Annotated in this window: 18 protein-coding genes and 1 tRNA gene; 9 read left to right on the forward strand and 10 right to left on the reverse strand. The window is 73.5% G+C overall.

The features are described 5' to 3' along the window. Position 1: 1 nt before the first annotated feature. Entirely contained in the window at positions 2–1,651 is a 1,650-nt protein-coding gene (gene argS, locus ATL51_RS11360) for an arginine--tRNA ligase (protein ID WP_100880651.1), read from the reverse strand. A gap of 74 nt (positions 1,652–1,725) precedes the next feature. Here argS and ATL51_RS11365 point away from each other — a divergent pair, with 74 nt between their 5' ends. The 5 genes from ATL51_RS11365 to ATL51_RS11385 all read left to right on the forward strand — a co-directional run bounded on the left by ATL51_RS11365 (position 1,726) and on the right by ATL51_RS11385 (position 6,579). Continuing rightward, positions 1,726–3,864: a hypothetical protein gene (locus ATL51_RS11365; RefSeq protein WP_100878606.1), complete on the forward strand. Its 2,139-nt coding sequence runs from the start codon at positions 1,726–1,728 to the stop codon at positions 3,862–3,864. Positions 3,865–3,920: 56 nt separating this feature from the next. Next, positions 3,921–4,748, forward strand: coding sequence for a DUF3105 domain-containing protein (locus tag ATL51_RS11370; protein WP_100878607.1), 828 nt, complete (start codon positions 3,921–3,923; stop codon positions 4,746–4,748). Between the two features lie 7 nt (positions 4,749–4,755). Next, the gene (locus tag ATL51_RS11375) at positions 4,756–5,430 is read left to right on the forward strand and encodes a DUF305 domain-containing protein (protein WP_100878608.1); all 675 of its coding nucleotides are present in this window, start codon (positions 4,756–4,758) and stop codon (positions 5,428–5,430) included. 106 nt (positions 5,431–5,536) lie between these two features. Beyond that, positions 5,537–6,424, forward strand: coding sequence for an alpha/beta fold hydrolase (locus ATL51_RS11380; RefSeq protein ID WP_100878609.1), 888 nt, complete (start codon positions 5,537–5,539; stop codon positions 6,422–6,424). An 80-nt stretch (positions 6,425–6,504) separates the two neighbouring features. Next, positions 6,505–6,579: transfer RNA gene (locus tag ATL51_RS11385), tRNA-Arg, on the forward strand. A gap of 418 nt (positions 6,580–6,997) precedes the next feature. Here the strand turns inward: ATL51_RS11385 and ATL51_RS11390 are convergent. From ATL51_RS11390 to ATL51_RS11405, 4 genes are all read right to left on the reverse strand, one after another. After that, entirely contained in the window at positions 6,998–7,627 is a 630-nt protein-coding gene (locus tag ATL51_RS11390; protein ID WP_100878610.1) for a hypothetical protein, read from the reverse strand. A gap of 30 nt (positions 7,628–7,657) precedes the next feature. Beyond that, positions 7,658–7,999, reverse strand: coding sequence for a transcriptional regulator (locus ATL51_RS11395; protein WP_073578529.1), 342 nt, complete (start codon positions 7,997–7,999; stop codon positions 7,658–7,660). Between the two features lie 89 nt (positions 8,000–8,088). Next, complete coding sequence (locus ATL51_RS11400) at positions 8,089–8,568, reverse strand: DinB family protein (RefSeq protein WP_167409937.1); 480 nt, start codon at positions 8,566–8,568, stop codon at positions 8,089–8,091. A 2-nt stretch (positions 8,569–8,570) separates the two neighbouring features. Beyond that, positions 8,571–9,227 (reverse strand): class I SAM-dependent methyltransferase, encoded by a 657-nt coding sequence (locus ATL51_RS11405; RefSeq protein WP_392567367.1) that lies wholly within the window; start codon positions 9,225–9,227, stop codon positions 8,571–8,573. Between the two features lie 125 nt (positions 9,228–9,352). Here ATL51_RS11405 and ATL51_RS11410 point away from each other — a divergent pair, with 125 nt between their 5' ends. Then, complete coding sequence (locus ATL51_RS11410) at positions 9,353–9,949, forward strand: helix-turn-helix domain-containing protein (protein WP_100878612.1); 597 nt, start codon at positions 9,353–9,355, stop codon at positions 9,947–9,949. A gap of 24 nt (positions 9,950–9,973) precedes the next feature. Here the strand turns inward: ATL51_RS11410 and ATL51_RS28165 are convergent, their stop codons facing one another. The 5 genes from ATL51_RS28165 to ATL51_RS11430 all read right to left on the reverse strand — a co-directional run bounded on the left by ATL51_RS28165 (position 9,974) and on the right by ATL51_RS11430 (position 13,827). Continuing rightward, on the reverse strand, positions 9,974–10,138 hold the full coding sequence (locus ATL51_RS28165; RefSeq protein ID WP_157818326.1) for a hypothetical protein: 165 nt from the start codon (positions 10,136–10,138) through the stop codon (positions 9,974–9,976). Next, the gene (locus tag ATL51_RS11415; protein ID WP_100878613.1) at positions 10,135–10,314 is read right to left on the reverse strand and encodes a hypothetical protein; all 180 of its coding nucleotides are present in this window, start codon (positions 10,312–10,314) and stop codon (positions 10,135–10,137) included. The genes ATL51_RS28165 and ATL51_RS11415 overlap by 4 nt, the downstream gene beginning before the upstream one ends. 138 nt (positions 10,315–10,452) lie before the next feature. Then, positions 10,453–11,889, reverse strand: coding sequence for a phenylacetate--CoA ligase family protein (locus ATL51_RS11420; RefSeq protein ID WP_100878614.1), 1,437 nt, complete (start codon positions 11,887–11,889; stop codon positions 10,453–10,455). Between the two features lie 37 nt (positions 11,890–11,926). Beyond that, complete coding sequence (locus ATL51_RS11425; protein ID WP_100880653.1) at positions 11,927–12,688, reverse strand: SDR family NAD(P)-dependent oxidoreductase; 762 nt, start codon at positions 12,686–12,688, stop codon at positions 11,927–11,929. A gap of 29 nt (positions 12,689–12,717) precedes the next feature. Further along, on the reverse strand, positions 12,718–13,827 hold the full coding sequence (locus ATL51_RS11430; RefSeq protein WP_100878615.1) for an LLM class flavin-dependent oxidoreductase: 1,110 nt from the start codon (positions 13,825–13,827) through the stop codon (positions 12,718–12,720). A gap of 201 nt (positions 13,828–14,028) precedes the next feature. Between ATL51_RS11430 and ATL51_RS11435 the strand changes: the two genes are divergently transcribed. The 3 genes from ATL51_RS11435 to ATL51_RS11445 are packed head-to-tail and all read left to right on the forward strand — an operon-like array spanning position 14,029 to position 16,825. After that, entirely contained in the window at positions 14,029–14,427 is a 399-nt protein-coding gene (locus ATL51_RS11435; protein WP_100878616.1) for a Zn-ribbon domain-containing OB-fold protein, read from the forward strand. After that, positions 14,424–15,554 carry a thiolase family protein gene (locus ATL51_RS11440; RefSeq protein WP_100878617.1) on the forward strand — a complete coding sequence of 377 codons (1,131 nt, stop codon included), beginning with the start codon at positions 14,424–14,426 and terminating at the stop codon, positions 15,552–15,554. The genes ATL51_RS11435 and ATL51_RS11440 overlap by 4 nt, the downstream gene beginning before the upstream one ends. After that, on the forward strand, positions 15,551–16,825 hold the full coding sequence (locus tag ATL51_RS11445; protein ID WP_100878618.1) for a cytochrome P450: 1,275 nt from the start codon (positions 15,551–15,553) through the stop codon (positions 16,823–16,825). Before ATL51_RS11440 ends, ATL51_RS11445 begins: the two co-directional genes overlap by 4 nt. The last annotated feature ends 1 nt before the right edge of the window (position 16,826 follow it).

The raw sequence follows: 16,826 nt of genomic DNA on the forward strand, positions 1-16,826 counted from the left end.
GTCACATCCGTTCCGGGGCGTCGACGCCGAGCAGCGCCAGGCCGTTGGCGAGCACCGTGCGGGCGGCGACGCAGAGCGCGAGGCGCGCGCGGTGCAGGTCGGAGACCTCCTCGTCGCCCTGGGGCAGGACGCGGCAGGAGTCGTAGAACTTGTGGTAGGCGCCGGCGAGCGACTCCAGGTAGCGGGCGACCCGGTGCGGCTCGCGCAGCTCGGCGGCGGTGCGCACGACGTCGCCGAACTCGCCGAGGGTGCGGATCAGGTCGCCCTCGCGGGGGTGGGACAGCAGGCCGTAGTCCTCGCCGGGGGTGATGCCGAGGTCGGCGGCGTTGCGGGCCAGCGAGGACAGCCGGGCGTGCGCGTACTGGACGTAGAACACCGGGTTCTCGCTGGTCCGGCTGGCCAGCAGGTCCAGGTCGATGTCCAGGCCCGAGTCCACCGAGGACCGCACGAGCGAGTACCGGGCGGCGTCGACGCCGACGGCCCCGACCAGGTCGTCCATCGTGACGACGGTGCCGGCGCGCTTGCTCATCCGGACCGGGGTGCCGTCCTTGACCAGGTTGACCAGCTGGCCGATCAGCACCTCGACCACGGCTGGGTCGTCGCCGAACGCGGCCGCGGCGGCCTTGAGCCGGGCGACGTAGCCGTGGTGGTCGGCGCCGAGCATGTAGATGCACAGGTCGAAGCCGCGGGCCCGCTTGTCGCGCAGGTAGGCGATGTCGCCGGCGATGTAGGCGGGGCGACCGTCGGACTTGATGACGACGCGGTCCTTGTCGTCGCCGTGGTCGGTCGAGCGCAGCCACCAGGCGCCGTCGGCCTCGTAGAGCGAGCCCTTCTCCTTCAGCGCCGCGACGGCGGTCTCCACCGCACCCGAGTCGTGCAGCGACTGCTCGTGGAACCACACGTCGAACTCGACGCGGAACTCCCCCAGCTTCTGCTTGATCTCGGCGAACATGTAGCCGACGCCGATCCGGCGGAACGCCTCGTCCCGCTGCTGGTCGGGCAGGTCGAGGATGCCGGGCTCGGCCGCGACGACACGCTGGGCGATCTCGGCGATGTAGTCGCCGCCGTAGCCGTTCTCCGGGGCGGGCTGGCCCTTGGCGGCTGCGACCAGGGAGGCGACGAACCGGTCGATCTGGGCGCCGGCGTCGTTGAAATAGTACTCGCGGGTGACCTTCGCGCCGCGCGCGGACAGCACCCGGCCCAGCGCGTCACCGACCGCGGCCCACCGGGTGCCGCCCAGGTGCAGCGGGCCGGTCGGGTTGGCGGAGACGAACTCGAGGTTCACGTTGCGCCCGGCCAGCTCGTCGCCGGTGCCGTAGCCCGCGCCCGCGGCGAGGACCTCCCCGACGATCGCGCCCTGGGCGTCGGCGGCCAGGCGCAGGTTGATGAACCCGGGCCCGGCGACCTCGGCGCTGGCGACGCCGTCGCGGGTCGCCAGCTCCTCGGCCAGCCAGGTCGCGAGCTCGCGCGGGTTCACGCCAGCCTTCTTGGCGGTCCGCAGCGCGACGTTGGTCGCGTAGTCGCCGTGGTCGGGGTTGCGGGGACGCTCGACACCCGCATCGGCCGGCAGGGCGGAGACGTCCAGGTCGCGTCGGATCAGCACGTCCCGCGCGACATCACGGACCAGGTCGGCGAGCACGTCGGGATTCACCACCCGGATTCTACGGAGGGACCCCCGGCACCCTCATGCAGGTATCCGCACCCCGACCGGCGACGATGCGGGGCGTGACGCCCCCCTCCACCGACCGGAGTACCCGCGCACCCGTCGTCTCCGGGGCGGTGGCGCTGCTGCTCGGGGCGGGGTTCGTCGCGGTGTCGCTGGCCTACAACCGCGGGAGCCTGGTCCCGCCGCTCGACGACGTCTACATCCACCTGCAGTACGCGCGGCAGTTCGGCGACGGCGAGCCGCTGCGCTACCAGCCGGGTGCGGAGATCACGACGGGCGCGTCGAGCCTGCTCTGGATGGTCCTGCTCGGCGCCGCGCACGCGGTCGGGTTCGACGGCCGGTGGCTGCTCGCCGTCGCCGTCGCGGGCGGGGTCGTCGGCGTCGCCCTCGCCGCGGCGTTCACCTCGGCCGCCGCGACCCGACTGGGCGGGCGTGCCGCGGGATGGTGGGCGGGACTGCTCACCGCGCTGTGCGGGCCGCTGCTGTGGGGCGGGGCCAGCGGCATGGAGGTCGGCCTGCTCGCGGCCCTGGTCACCGGCACCCTGCTGTCCTACCTGCGCGAACGTCCCCGTGTCCGGTGGACGCCGGTGGTCGCGGCGCTGCTGGCCCTCACTCGTCCCGAGGGCTTCCTGGTCGCCGTCGCGTTCACCGCCGCGATGGCGTGGACGCTGCTGCGGTCCTGCCCCGGGACGCCCCCAGGGGAACTCTCGTGGCTTAGGTGGCAACGAGGGTTCCCCTCGGGGCGCGCGGCGGCGCGGGGGCTGCTCGTCGCGGCGCCGGTGGTGGTGTTCGCGGCGCAGCTGCTGCTGTTCCGGGTGCTCACCGGAACCTCCCAGGCCAACGGGGTGCTCGCGAAGTCGTGGCTGCACACCGGGTTCCTGCACCAGCCGCTGGAGATCGCCGACCACGTGCAGCGCAACGTCGCGGCGCTGCTCGCCTCGCTGGCCGGGCTGTCCGGGCAGGACGTGCTGGCGCCGCTCGCGCTCGTCGTCGCGGTGCTGGGGGTCGCCGCGCTCGCCGCGCGCCGGGAGCGGACCCTCGCGGTCGCGCTCGGCGGCGGGCTGGTTCTGGTGGTGGCGGCCGTCGCCACCCTGACGACGGCGATGTGGCAGGACCTGCGCTACCTGCAGCCGTTCCTGCCGCTGCTGCTCCTGCTCGTGGTGCTGGGCGCCGGTCTCGTGCCGCACCGGGCGGCGCGCGGCGGGCTGCTCGCGGTGGTGCTGCTGTTCACCGTCGCCGCGACGCCCGCCTGGGCGCTGCGGCTGGGTCAGCAGGCCTCGGCGATGCGCGAGGGGCCGGTGAGCGTCGCGCAGTGGATCGCCGGGAACGTGCCGCCGGGCGACGTCGTCGCCGTCAACGACGTCGGCGCCGCGGCATGGTTCGGCGGTCACCGCACCGTCGACCTGGTCGGCCTGACCACGAACGGGATGGCCGCGCCGTCACTGAACGGGCCCGGGACGCTCTACGAGGCGCTGCGCGCGCTGCCGCCGGACGGGCGGCCGCAGTGGTTCGCGGTGTTCGACCGGTGGGGCGGGGTCCCCGTCGCCGATCTCGGCCGCGCCGGACTGCTCGGCACCGAGCCGGTCATCACCTTCGGGCTCGCCGGGCCGGCCCGGCCGATCTCGGCGTCCGCACCGCAGACCTGCCAGATCGACCGCAGCTGCGACCGGGTCAGCATCTGGCGGGCGGACTGGTCCGCCGCGGACTCCGCGCAGGCACCGGACGCACCCGTGCCCGGCCGGATCGTTGACCACCTGAACGTCGGGGACACCGCCGACGAGGCCGCGCACGGCTGGACGACCGACCCGCCGGTGCTCGGCGTGCAGCCGGACTCGGTGCTGGACCGGGCCGTCGTCGCGCCGGGGCGGCTCGTCGCCGACAGCGGCCGGCACGTCGTCGGCGGCGAGACCTTCACCCTCGGCGGCACCGTCCCCGGCCGGCCGGTCACCCTGACCGGGCGGATCGGCGCCGGTCCCGCGCTGCCCGGCGAGCGGACCCGGGTGGTCGCCGTCGACGTCGACGGCCGCCCCGCCGGGGAGTGGACACTGCCGGACGCCCAGCCGTGGGCGCAGGCGTCGTTCACGGTGCCCGGGGAGCTCGTGACCGGTGACCGCGTCACGGTGACCACCCGTCCGGTTGCACCGCTGCTCGCGCCCTACCCCGACTACCGCTCCTACGGGTGGTGGGCGAGCCGCTGACGGCGTCTTCCTAGACTCGGGCGAACCCGCCCGCCGACCACGAACAGGACTCCCCCATGGCCAGCGGCAAGTCCGGCAAGAAGCGACCGTCGATGCCGAGCTCGGTCGGCCGGCGCCAGTTCCCCTGGGGCATGGTCGCCGCGATCACCGTGCTGGTGCTGCTCGCGGGGGCGTTCATCGTCTACCCGCTGGTGCAGCGCAACCAGAACCGGGCCTGGGAGCCCACCGACGACAACCGCAACCCGGCGCTCGCGATCCCCGGCATCGTCAGCCAGGACTACCCGGGCCTGCAGCACGTGCTCGGCTTCCAGCGGGTCGCCTACACCCACAGCCCGCCCTTCGGCGGCGCGCACGACGGCTTCTGGGCCGCGTGCAACGGCGTGGTCTACCCGAACCCGGTCCGCTCGGAGAACCTCGTGCACTCCCTGGAGCACGGTGCCGTGTGGATCGCCTACAACCCCGACACCCTCGACGAGGCGGGCAAGGCCGCACTGTCCCAGCGGGTCGAGGGGCAGCCGTACACGGTGATGTCGCCCTACCCGGGACTCGACGCCCCGATCTCGCTGCAGTCCTGGGGCAACCAGCTGAGGGTCCAGACCGCCGACGACGAGCGGATCGACCAGTTCATCCGCGCGCTGCGGCTCAACCGCTTCACCCACCCCGAGGTCGGCGCCTCCTGCGACGCCCTCGGCGCGCAGGGCTTCGACCAGGACAACCCGCCGGCCTTCCAGCCGATCCCGGAGCAGTCCGCCGTCGACGGGCAGACGATCCTGCCCGAGAACCAGGGCGCCACCCCCGGCGGCGCCCCGGCGCCCGACCCGGCCGTCCCCGGGCAGCCCGCACCCGGGCAGGCCCCGGCGCCCGCACCGGCCCCCGGGCAGTGAGGCCCCGATGACGACCCCGGCCGAGGAGACCCCGCTCTGGCGGAACCCGATCACGATCACGCTCGGCGTGATCGCGCTGGTCGCGGTGCTCGTCGCCGGGTTCGCGGTACGCGGCGCGTTCGGCCCGTTCGTGCCCGAGCCGGGCTCGGTCGACGTCGGGTTCGCCCAGGACATGACCGTGCACCACCGTCAGGCCGTCGAGATGGCGTCCTGGGAGCGCGACCGCGCCACCGACCCGCGGGTGCGGCAGCTGGCGTTCGACATCGAGACCACCCAGAACCAGCAGGTCGGCCGGATGCAGGGCTGGCTCGGCCTGTGGGACGCGCCGAGCCTGCCCGGCGGCGGCCACATGGCCTGGATGGACGACTCCGCGCACGCCGGCATGTCCGGCATGTCGGGGACCTCCGGCGGCGTCGCGACGATGCCGGGCATGGCGAGCACCGCCGACCTCGCCCGGCTCCGGGCCACCCCGCCCGGCACAGCGCTGGACGTCGAGTTCCTCCAGCTCATGCTGCGCCACCACCAGGGCGGCGTGTCGATGCTCGAGTACGCCCGCGACCACGCCGACACCGGCGAGGTCCGCAACCTCGCCGGGCAGATGCTCTTCTCGCAGAACTCCGAGGCGGACCTGATGCGCGGGCTGCTCGCCGAGCGGGGCGCGGCCCCGCTGCCCCTGGGCTGACCGCCCCGGGTGCCGGGGCTGGACGACCGGCACCGCGGAGCGCTCTGATAAGGGCTGCCGCGGACGCCGGCGCCACCCCGTGGCCATCCGCAGCCGAGGAGGCCCTGTGAGCAGCACCGCGACCGTCGACGTCCCCCACCTGGGCGGATCCCGGATCGGGTACCGGTCCGGTAGGCCGCACGACCCGTCGCTCCCGACCGTCGTCATGGTCAACTCCTTCACCACGACCGTCGACCTCTACCGCCCCCAGTTCGAGGACACGACCCTCTCGGGCGCGGCGAACCTGCTCGCCCTGGAGCCCTACGGGCACGGCGCGACGAGGTCGACCTACCCGCACTTCACCTATTGGGACAGCGCCCTGGCGAACCTGCAGGCCATGGACGCGCTCGGCGTCGACCGGGCCTTCGTGCTCGGCACCTCGCAGGGCGGCTGGGTCGCCACCCGGATGGCGCTGCTCGCCCCGGACCGGATCCAGGGCATCCTCCCGCTCGGCACCTCGATGGACTTCGAGAGCCCGGCCAGTCGCGAGCGGGGCTGCTGGGACGGCATCGAGTTCTGCACGCCGTCGGTCGACGCGCTGGCCGCCCCGGTCGACGACGACTGGGTGGTGCCGGAGGAGTTCGTCGACGCCGTCCTGGGTGCGGGGCTCGGCGAGGGGATCGACGACGAGTTCCGCGCGTTCTGGCGGCGGACCTACCGCGAGACCTACACCGGCGACGACGGTCGCCACCGCCTGCGCGTCTGCACGGTCAACCTGCGGGACCGCGACGGCCTGCACGGCAGGCTCGACGAGGTCCGCTGCCCGGTGCTGTGGCTGCACGGGACCGACGACACGGTCTACTCCGTCGCCAACGCCGAGGACGGCATCGGGCGCTTCACCCGTGCCCCGCACGCCGAGCTCGAGATCGTGCAGGGCGGGCAGCACTTCCTGAGCGCCTCGAACCCGGAGGAGGTCGACGCCGCGGCCCTGGCCTTCGTGACGCGGTGGGCGTGAACGGGGCCCGGCGACGGGCATGATCGGCACCCCCGCGCGGGTGGCCCGGGTGCGATGCGCTATCTTTCTCCCATCGCACGGCCCCCGTAGCTCAGGGGATAGAGCACCGCCCTCCGGAGGCGGGAGCGCAGGTTCGAATCCTGCCGGGGGCACCACGAGTACCCACAGCGAAGATCGGCCCCTCACCTGCTGACACAGGGCGAGGGGCCTGTCTCGTTCTCTCCGGGTGTCACCGGCCATGGGTGGCCGTCGGCGACTGGTCCAGCCGAGTTCGTGTGCGGAGTTCCGGGTCGCGCAGAGCAGCCCTCGCGAACGTTCCGGAGCCGCCGCCGGGCTCGGCCTCGTTCCCACGGACGACGCTACCGCAGAGAGCCGTCCCCGCCGGGTCGAACCACGCAGGCGAGCCCGGACGCCACTGCGCCGGCTGCTCGCCGAACGAAGCACACGACCGGCGGACGAACCGTCCCCGGTGTGTGAGCGGCTCGGCGGGACCACGCCCCTTGCACGACACCCACTGGTCGACCACACGCGACGTCCGTGGGCGCCGAGAGCGTCGGGCGACGCCGCAAGCCCTCACCGGCTCGTGTCGTCAGCGGCGATGGCACTGTCGATGACCCTCCTCGAAACGGGGTGGATCTCCAGCGCGAACGTCTCCGTCATCCCGCCACGGAGCGTGGTGACCGTCATCTCTGCGATATGGAGCGGGTTGTCGCAGATACTCAGACGGGCCGTGCTCACCTCGGGGAACTGCCCGGACTCTTCCCGTATCGGACCGGCAAGGATGTCCCCGAGAGTGCTACGCAGTTCATCCGGTACTCGTTCGATTGCGCGGGACGCGGAGATCTCCACCTCGATCGTCGCGTTCTCGGTGGACGTGAACCGTTCGGGCTCTGCCCCGTACAGGAGAGTCAGGAAAGCCAACGACCCGAGGACCGGTCGAGGCATGTCGAGTGTCACCCACTCGTCGCTGTCTGCGGCACGGGTGTGAAGCGCACCGTGACGGACGATCGTCTCCGCGCGGCTCCCGGTGTCGGCGCCGTCGAGATCGGGCATCTCGAAACGGGTGCGCGAGTGGGCCACACCGTCACGTGGGCTGACGTAGGCGTTGTCGGTCGTCCGGATGCCCGCGACGGCATGGACGAACGAAGCCTCCACGGCTTCCGCGGAGAGGGTCGCATCCAGTGCGTCGTCGAGGGTGGGCATCGTGCCTCCTTGTCCTGGCGGGGTGACGACCTATGAGGGCGTGCGACCGCGAGTGAGATGGTCGAGCCATGCAGCGTGTTGTCGATAGGCGGTTCGGCCCTGCTGCGTCAAGGTCAGCACTGTCACCGAACGCTGACGGTGGCCCACCCGTTCGGCATGCTTCACCTGATCGATGTATCCAGCATCGGCCAGCACGCGCACGTTCTTCGACAGATGCGAGTCGGTGATGCCCAACTCCGCCTGCACCTCTGCGAACTTCAGCGTGTCAGCGGCGGCGAGAATGGCGCAGACCTGCAACCGGATCGGTGAGTGGACCACCTCGTCGAACACTCCCCGTTCGACGGGCGAACCCGAGCCGGCAGCACTTGCCATAATGGCAAGTCTAGAGATCGCTTGCCAGTGCGGCAAGTAGTGGGCCGATCGAGATCTCCGTGCGGGGGCCGCTCAGCGGGTCCGGGGCCTCAGCGCCCGGTGCGCCCGTCGATGCGTTCGCGGAGGATGTCGGCGTGCCCGGCGTGGCGCCCGGTCTCCTCGATCATGTGCACCAGCAGCCACCGCCGCGACGGGGCCGACCTCCGTCCCGCGGGCACCGGCGCCGCCCGGTCCAGGTCGGACCAGGTGTCGACGACGGCGTCGGCCCGGGCTGTGACCTCCCGGTAGGCCGCCACGACGTCCTCGGCGGTGTCCTCCGCCCGCGGCCGGAAGGTCGAGGGCCAGTCCCGGACGGCCTCACCGAGGAAGTAGTGACGCTCGACGTGCGTCAGGTGCGCGACCAGGCCGAGCAGGCCGGTCCCCGAGGGGACGCCGGGCTCACGGGCGGCGGCGTCCGGGACGCCGAGGGCCTTGGCCGCGACCGCGCCGCGGAGGTGGCCCAGGAACCCGGTCAGGACGCTCTTCTCGTCCGCGGCGTCGGGCGGGAGGGCGGTGTCGCGGCGGGGCACGGTCAGCTCCGGTGGGTGGCGACGGCGCCGGCGCGGCGCAGGACCAGGACGGTGTCGACGACCGTGGCGGTGCGGCCGTCGGGGCCGGTCGCGAGGCGCCGGGGCTCGTCGGCGCGCTCGACGGCCCATCCGTCGGGATCGAGGCCGAGCCCGGCGGCGATCTCGGCGGCGGTGGGGTGGCGGGCGTCCGGGTCCTGGTTCCACGACCACGGGGCGACGGACCCGTGGTCGACGACCAGCAGCAGCCCGCCCGGTCGCAGTGCGCGCGCGGCGGTCCGCAGCACCGCGTCGCGGTCCAGCGTGAACGGGGTGTGCAGGTACTGGGCGGAGACCAGGTCGAACGTCCCGTCCGGGAACGTCGTCGCGAGGTCGTGGCGCTCGGCGCGGATCCGCGGCGCGAGCCCGTCGGCGCGGCCGCGACGCGCGAGCCCGTCCACGGCGGCGGCGGAGATGTCCACCGCCGTGACGTCCCAGCCGCGCCGGGCCAGCCAGATCGTGTCGCCCCCGGCACCGCATCCGAGGTCCAGGGCCGTGCCCGGTGTCAGCGGGCCGGCGACCTCGGCGAGCAGGGGGTTGGCGCGGACCTCTCCCCCACCGCGGCGGCGGTACAGCTCGTCCCAGAAGGTCTCGGGGTCGGACGCGGTCGGCATGGGATCCATCGGTGGTTCCTCCGGGAGGTGTCGGTCTGCGGGCGTCATCGGCGTCGCCGACGTCGGGACCTCTGCAGCATCGACACCCGCCGTCCCGAGTTGCAAGGAATCTTGCCGATCGGCAATCTGACGGGGTGGACGACACCGGACACGACGTGCTCGCCGGAGTGGGCCCGAGGTTGCGGGACCTGCGCCGTCGCCGTGGCGCCACCCTCGACCAGCTCGCGGCGGAGACCGCCCTGACCGCGAGCACCCTGTCCCGGCTGGAGACCGGGAAACTGCGGCCGACACTGGAGCAGCTGCTGCCGCTGGCCCGGGCGCACGGGGTCCCGCTCGACGACCTCGTGCAGGCACCACCGACCGGTGACCCCCGCATCCACCTGCGCCCGGTGCGCCACCGCGGGCTGGTGTTCGTCCCGCTGACCCGTCGCGGCGGCGGGGTCCAGGCCTTCAAGGTGGTCTACCCGCCGGCCGCCGCGTCGTCGACGACCGCCCTGCAGACCCACGAGGGCTACGAGTGGTTCTACGTCCTCGACGGCCGGGTGCGGCTGGTCCTCGACGACACCGAGCACCTCCTCGACCCCGGCGAGGTGGTCGAGTTCGACACCGGCACACCGCACTGGATCGGCAGCGCCGACGACCGGCCCGCCGAGACGCTCGCGCTGTTCAGCCTCCAGGGCGAGCACGCCCACCTCGGCCGGGGTGCGCCCCGCGCCGGACACCAGGGCTGACCCGATCGCTGCGGAATCGGGCCGTCACTCGTCTCCGGGCCCGTCGGTCGCCGGGCGCCGGGCCGGCCGATGCCCGATCCGTTCCGCGACGGCGACGGTCTCGTCGGAGGTGTACGCGCCGCGGGTGCCCGAGATCGACATCCCGGCCGCCGCCGCGAGCGCCTTGAACGGGTAGGGCTGCGGCGTCACGAACTCGCGGCGTAGGCGATGAGCATCCGCATCCGGTCCTCGGCCTCGCGCATCTCGGTGCGCGCACGATCGATCTCGTTCAGCAGGACGTCCCCGTGCGGTGGCTCCGCGCCGCCATCAGCGACGCGGAGGCAGCGCTGGAGGACCATCCGCTGACGGACGATCTCCTCGCGCACGGCCTCCTGCCCTGACCTGCGGACCGACTCCGGATCATCTCCTCCGGCGCTCGCGTTCCCGGGGCGTGTTCGTCCTGTCCCACGTGCGCTGCTCGGCCCCGGCATGCGCGCTGTCATGAACCTGCGTGGGCGGTCCGGTCAGGCCCGCGGACGCTCGTCGACGACCCGCCGGGCCTTGAACGTCGTCTCCGGCAGCGTCCCGGGATCGAGCAGCGTCACCGGCACCGTGATGGCGACGGCCCGGCGCAGCGCCTGCTCGACCCGCCCGGCGAGCTCCCGCCGGGCCGTGGCGGCGTCTGCGGCGGGCAGCCCGTCGAGCGCCGTCGCGGTGGGCGCCGAGACCTCGGCCTGCACCGTGATCTCGTCCAGTGCGGCCGGGCGGGCGACCCGGATCCGGAACTCCGGCCCCAGCCCGTCCACCGAGCGCAGGGCCGTCTCGACCGCAGACGGGAAGACGTTCGCCCCGCGGACGACGAGCATGTCGTCGAGCCGGCCCAGCACGCCCTCGGGCATCCGCGGGTAGGTCCGCCCGCACGGGCACGGGTCGTCGGCGAGGTAGGTCTCGTCGCCGGGCGCGAACCGGATCATCGGCTGGGACTCGCGCCAGAGGTGGGTGTAGACGACCGCGCCGCGCCCGCCGACCGGCACCGCGGTGTGCGGGTCGTCGGGGGCGACGACCTCCACGTGCACCTCGTCGGTGATCAGGTGGGTGCCGGTACCCGCGGTGCAGCCCACGCTGGTCTGGAACGGGTACATCTCCGACGTCGACCCCGCGTCGACGACGGTCGCGCCCCAGCCCTGCTCGATGAGGTGGCGGGTCCCGGGCAGGGAGCCCCCGGGCTCACCGCCCACCAGCAGGGTGCGGACCGTCCCCGCCGCGAGGTCGATGCCCATCCGCTCGGCCACCGACAGCAGGTGCACGCAGTACGACGGGGTCGCCGTGAACACCGTCGACCCGAGCCGTCCGATCAGCTCGAGGTGCCGTTCGGAGTCGGTGACGCCGAGCGGGAACACGGTCGCGCCGATCCGTTCGAGCCCCTGCAGCACACCCCAGCCGCCGAAGAACAGCCCGAACGGGAACCCGACCTGGGCGATGTCGTCGGGCCGGACACCCGCGCACCACTGGGCCATCGCGTGCACGTCGGCGGCCCGGTCCCAGTCCCCCTGGGACACCGCGTAGAGCGTCGGCGTGCCCGAGGTGCCCGACGAGCCGTGGATCCGGGCGATGCCGGTCGACCCGTCGGGCCCGGAGAAGTCCCGGGTGTAGCTGCCGAACGGCGGGTGCTCGGCCTGGTCCGCCACCAGCATCCGCTTGGTGACCACCGGGACCTTCGCGGTGAAGTCCGCGAGCGAGCGCACGTCGTCGGGGTGGAAGCCGTGCGCGTCGTAGTGCCTGCGGTAGAACGGCAGCCGCTCGTAGGCGTAGTGCAGCTGGTGACGGATCCGGTCCAGCACCACCGCGTCGCGGTCGCGGGGGTCGCGGGTCTCCCGTCCGGCGTCCCAGTAGCGGGCGAACCCCCGGTCGTCACGGTCGGTGCCGTCGACGACGGTGTGCGGCACGGCGGCCCTGCTCATGCGTGTCCTCTCTGCGGCGGGGTGGTCTCGGCGGCGGTCAGCCGGCGCTGCCCTTGGCGTTCCACCCGCCGTCGACGGGCAGGACCTCCCCGGTGAGGAAGGACGCGTCCTCCGACAGCAGGAACGCGGCCGCGGCGGCGATGTCGGCGGGCGTGCCGAGCCGCGGGATCAGGTGGGCCGCGACGAAGTTCTCCCGCATGCCCTCGGTGATCCCGGCGAGGATCGGGGTGTCGATCGTGCCCGGGCAGATGCAGTTCACCCGGATCCCGCGCGGGCTGTACTCCATCGCGACCTGCTGGGTGAGGCTGACGACGCCGCCCTTGGCCGCGCTGTAGGCGGCCAGGTTCTCCAGGCCCTTGAGCGCCGCCATCGACCCGATGTTGAGGATCGACCCGCCCCCGCCGTCGAGCATCCGCGGGATGACGGCCTGCATCCCCAGCCAGACGCCCTTGAGGTCGGTGTCGACGACGTGGTCCCACCCGGCCTCGTCGAGGTCGACGACGTTGTCCGGCCCGAGGGTGTTGGTGACGCCCGCGACGTTGCCGAGGGCGTGCACCCCGCCGAACCCGCCGACGGCCTCGTCGACCAGGCGCTTCCAGTCGCCCGGGCGGCGCACGTCCATCACGACGTGCGCGGCCCGCCCGCCGGCGTCGACGATCTCGCGGGCGGTCGTGTCGTCGTCCTGCAGGTCGCCGACCACCACCGCGGCGCCCTCCGCGGCCAGCCGCAGCGCAATGCCGCGGCCGATCCCCTGCGCTCCGCCGGTGATGACGGCGACCTTCCCGTCGAACCTGTTCATGCTCGCTCCGATCTCGAAGGGCATCGGGGTCAGGCCCGGCCGAGGGCCACGTTCGCCAGCCGCTCGCGGCGGGCCATGTTCTCCCGCGGGGTGAACTGCGGGGTGACGTAGCGGGCGAACAGCTCCAGGGAGCGGTTCCAGCGGTCGGTCGTCACCCAGTCCCGGGTGTTGATGAGGAAGGTGCCGAAGCCGCCGGTCTGCTCCTCCAGCTCCCTGATCGACCGGATGCAGTCCTCCGGGCTGCCGACGATCCAGGGGATCTCCTCGACCATCCACTCGAAAGTGAGGTCGGCGTCGTCCATCCCGTGGCCCTTCTTCATGAGGGCGCCGAGGCCGAGGCCGAGCAGGTACTCGTAGGAGCGTCGTACGCCCTCCCGGATCTCGTTCATCGCCTGGTTGCGGGAGTCGGAGACGTAGACCTCGCGGCTGACCCGCCAGTTCCGCCGCGCCTGCGCGGGGTCGAGTCCCGCCTGCTCGGCGGCGCCGACGAGCGCGGCGGCGTGGGCCGCGAGGTCGGGCGCGTCGGGGTAGCCGCGGTTGTCGGTGGGCGCGAAGTAGACCGAGAGGGCCTTCCAGCCCTTCTCGCCGCACCGCGCGTAGTTGTGGGTGCCGGTGAGCCCGGCGATCGCGAACGGCGGGACCTCCTGGTAGGGCCCGACCTGCAGCTGGCGGTTCTCGTACTTCCAGTAGAGGCCCTCGTAGCTGACCGGCTCCTCGGAGGTCAGCAGCTGCCAGATGATCTCCAGCGCCTCGTTCGTGCGGGGCTTGGCCTCGGAGCGCTCCAGCCCGAACAGGGCCTGGTCGGTCGGCAGCCCGCCGCCGCCGAAGCCGTACTCGAGACGGCCGTGGGTGAGGTGGTCGAGGAACGCGAGGCGCTCCGCCACCTGGAACGGGTCCTGGTAGGGCAGGTTGACCACGCCGGTGCCGAGCCGGATGCGGCTGGTGACCGCGGACGCCTTGGCGATCATGTACTCGGGCACCGGGACGTTCTCGAAGCCGCCGGTGTGGTGCTCGCCGATCCAGTACTCGTGGAAGCCCAGCTTCTCCGCCAGCACGATGTCGTCGATGTCCCGGTCGTAGGACAGCGTCCAGTTCTCGTGCGGGGGGTGCTCGGGCATCGTGAACAAGCCGAACCGCATCGGTCGGACCTCCTGGCCGCACTCGGCCGGCGTGACCTCGTTGCCAAACGCCGGGTTGTTTTCAGTCCGACAAACAGTGACCTGGTTCACCCGAGCTGTCAAGAACTCCGCTCGAAGCAGGAAAGACCGCCTCTGTGCGTCGTTGATAACTGACCCTTGGTTTGTTTTCATGGCGGGACACCCGACCCAGGAGAGCCACCCGTGCCGCACGCCGACGCCGTCGACCCACGCCCCCGTTCCGAGCTCGACGCCGACGGGACGTGGCGGCTCGCCGGGCTGCGCTGTCCGGGGTGCGCGGCCGTCTCCGCGCACGTGTGGCCGCGGTGCCCGGCGTGCGGCGGACCGGTGGAGCGGACGTCGTTCGGTCCGGGCGGCACCGTCTGGAGCAGCACCGTCGTCCGGATCCCGGTCGCCGGCCGGGAGCCACCCGTCGCGCTGGCCTACGTCGACCTCGACGACGGGCCACGCGTCCTCGCCCACGCTCCGCTCGGACCGGACGCGCCGCCGGTCGGCTCCCGGGTCGTGCTCGTCGCGCCGACCGCGGCGGGCGACCCGGCGGTCGGTACGGCGCCCGGCACCGGCGCGGGGGTCGCGCCGTGACCGGGGTCGCGGTGCACGGCGTCGGCACCTCCCATTTCGGGCGCAGGCCCGACCGGGACGCCGTCGCGCTCGTGCACGACGCGGTGTCCGAGGCGCTCTCCGACGCCGGGAACCCGGCACTCGACGCGGTCTGGGTCGGCACGGTGTTCGGCGCGCCCGGGGTGGCCCAGCGGTCGCTGCGCGCGCTCGGGGTCACCGGGATCCCGGTGGTGACGGTCGAGAACGCCTGTGCGAGCGGGACGACGGCCTTCGCCGAGGCCTGCGAAGCCGTCCGTTCCGGCCGCTACGGGCGGGTGCTCGCGCTCGGCGTCGAGCGGATGAGCGCGGCGTTCGACGGCGCGATCACCCCCGAGCCGTCCGACCCGGAGCAGGCATCGGGCCTCGCCCTGCCCGCTCTCTACGCCATGAGCGCCGCCCGCTACCTGGCGCTCGGCGCCGTCACGCACGCGCAGCTGGCGGCGGTGTCGGTGAAGAACCACGCGCACGCCCTGCACAACCCCCGCGCCCAGTACGCGGGGTCCTACACCGTCGAGCAGGTGCTCGGGTCCCGCATGATCAGCGACCCCCTGACCCTGCTGCAGTGCTGCCCGACCTCCGACGGCGCCGCCGCGGCGGTGCTCGGACCGGCCCGCGGAACGGGCCGCGAGGTGACCGTGCGCGGAGTGGCGCTGCGCAGCGGCGCGCCGTGGAACGAGCGGTCGCCCCACGTGTGGGGGTACGACCTGACCCGCGACACGGCCGCCGACGCGCTCGCCGCCGCCGGCCTGGACTCGGTGTCCGACGTCGACGTCGTGGAGGTGCACGACGCCTTCACGATCGGCGAGATCGTCACCGTCGAAGCGCTCGGGCTGGTGCCTCCCGGTGCGGGCGGACGGGCCGCCGAGACCGGCCTGACCGCACTCGGCGGCCGGCACCCGGTGAACCCGTCCGGCGGGCTGCTCTCCCGCGGCCACCCGCTCGGCGCGACCGGGCTCGCCCAGGTCGCGGAGATCGTGTGGCAGCTACGCGGCGAGGCGGCGGACCGGCAGGTCGACGGGGCCCGGATCGGTCTGGTCGAGACGATGGGCGGCGGCGTCTCGGTCCTCGACGGCAACGCCTGCGTCGTCGCCGTCCTGGAGGCACCGTGACCACCACCCCGTCCGACGCCGCCCCGTTCGACGCCGACAGCGCCGACCTGCTCTCCTCGGAGGCCGTGGCCGACCCGTACCCGTTGCTCGCCGCGCTGCGCGAGCACGACCCGGTGCACTGGAGCCCGCGGTACCGCTCCTGGTTCCTCACCCGGTACGACGACGTCGACGCCGCACTGCGCGACGTGCGCTTCTCCTCCGACCGGATCGCGCCGTACCGGCGAGCCAAGCTCGACCGGCCCGGTGCCGACGCCGGGCTCCGGTACGCCTTCGGGGTCCTCGAGGAGTGGATGGTCTTCAAGGACCCGCCGGACCACACCCGGCTCCGCAAGCTGCTCAGCCGCGGGTTCACCCCGCGCGCGGTGGCCCGGATCCGGCCGCGGGTCGAGAAGCTCGCCGACGAGCTCCTCGACGCGGCGATCTCGTCGGGGGCGGGCACCCTCGACGTCGTCCGGGACGTCGCCTACCCGCTGACCGCCTCGGTCATCGCCGAGATGCTCGGGGTCCCCCGGCGCGACCAGGACGACTTCAAGGTCTGGTCGGACCGCATCACCGGTCTGGTGTTCGGCGGGCTGGGCGACGACGGGCGGCACGCCGACGGCGCAAGCGGGATGGCCGAGCTGACCGGCTACCTGGCCGACCTGGTCGCGGCGCACGAGCGCGAGCCCGCCGACGACCTGCTCTCGGCGCTGATCAGCGCGCGCGACGAGCACGACTCGCTGAGCCACGACGAGGTCGTCGCCACCGGAGTGCTGCTGCTGTTTGCCGGGCACGAGACGACCACCAACCTGATCGGCAGCGCGGTGCTCGCGCTGCTGCGCCATCCTGGGCAGCGCGCCCTGCTCGACGCCGAGCCGCAGCTATGGACCGCCGCGGTCGAGGAGGTGCTCCGGTACGACGGCCCCGCCAAGACCGTCGCGCGGGTGATGGCAGCGGACGTGGAGCTGCGCGGACGGACCCTGCGCCGCGGGGACCGCGTGTTCCTCAGCCCGTCGGCCGCGAACCGCGACCCGGCGGTGTTCGAGGACGCGGACAGCTTCGACATCGGCCGCCGCGCGGGCCGCCAGCTCGGGTTCGGGGTCGGGCTGCACTACTGCCTGGGCGCACCGCTGGCACGGATGGAAGCGGCCGTCGCCGTCCCCCGGGTGCTGGCGCGGGTGCCCGCGCAGACCGTCGACGAGGACCGGTTGCGGTGGGCGCCGGTGCTGCTGTCGCGCGGGATGGAACGCCTGCCGGTGCGGCTGCACCCGGATCCGCCGGGAGCCCGGTGAC

Origin of the sequence: Pseudonocardia alni (assembly GCF_002813375.1) — a bacterium.
GTDB classification, from domain to species: Bacteria; Actinomycetota; Actinomycetes; order Mycobacteriales; family Pseudonocardiaceae; genus Pseudonocardia; species Pseudonocardia alni.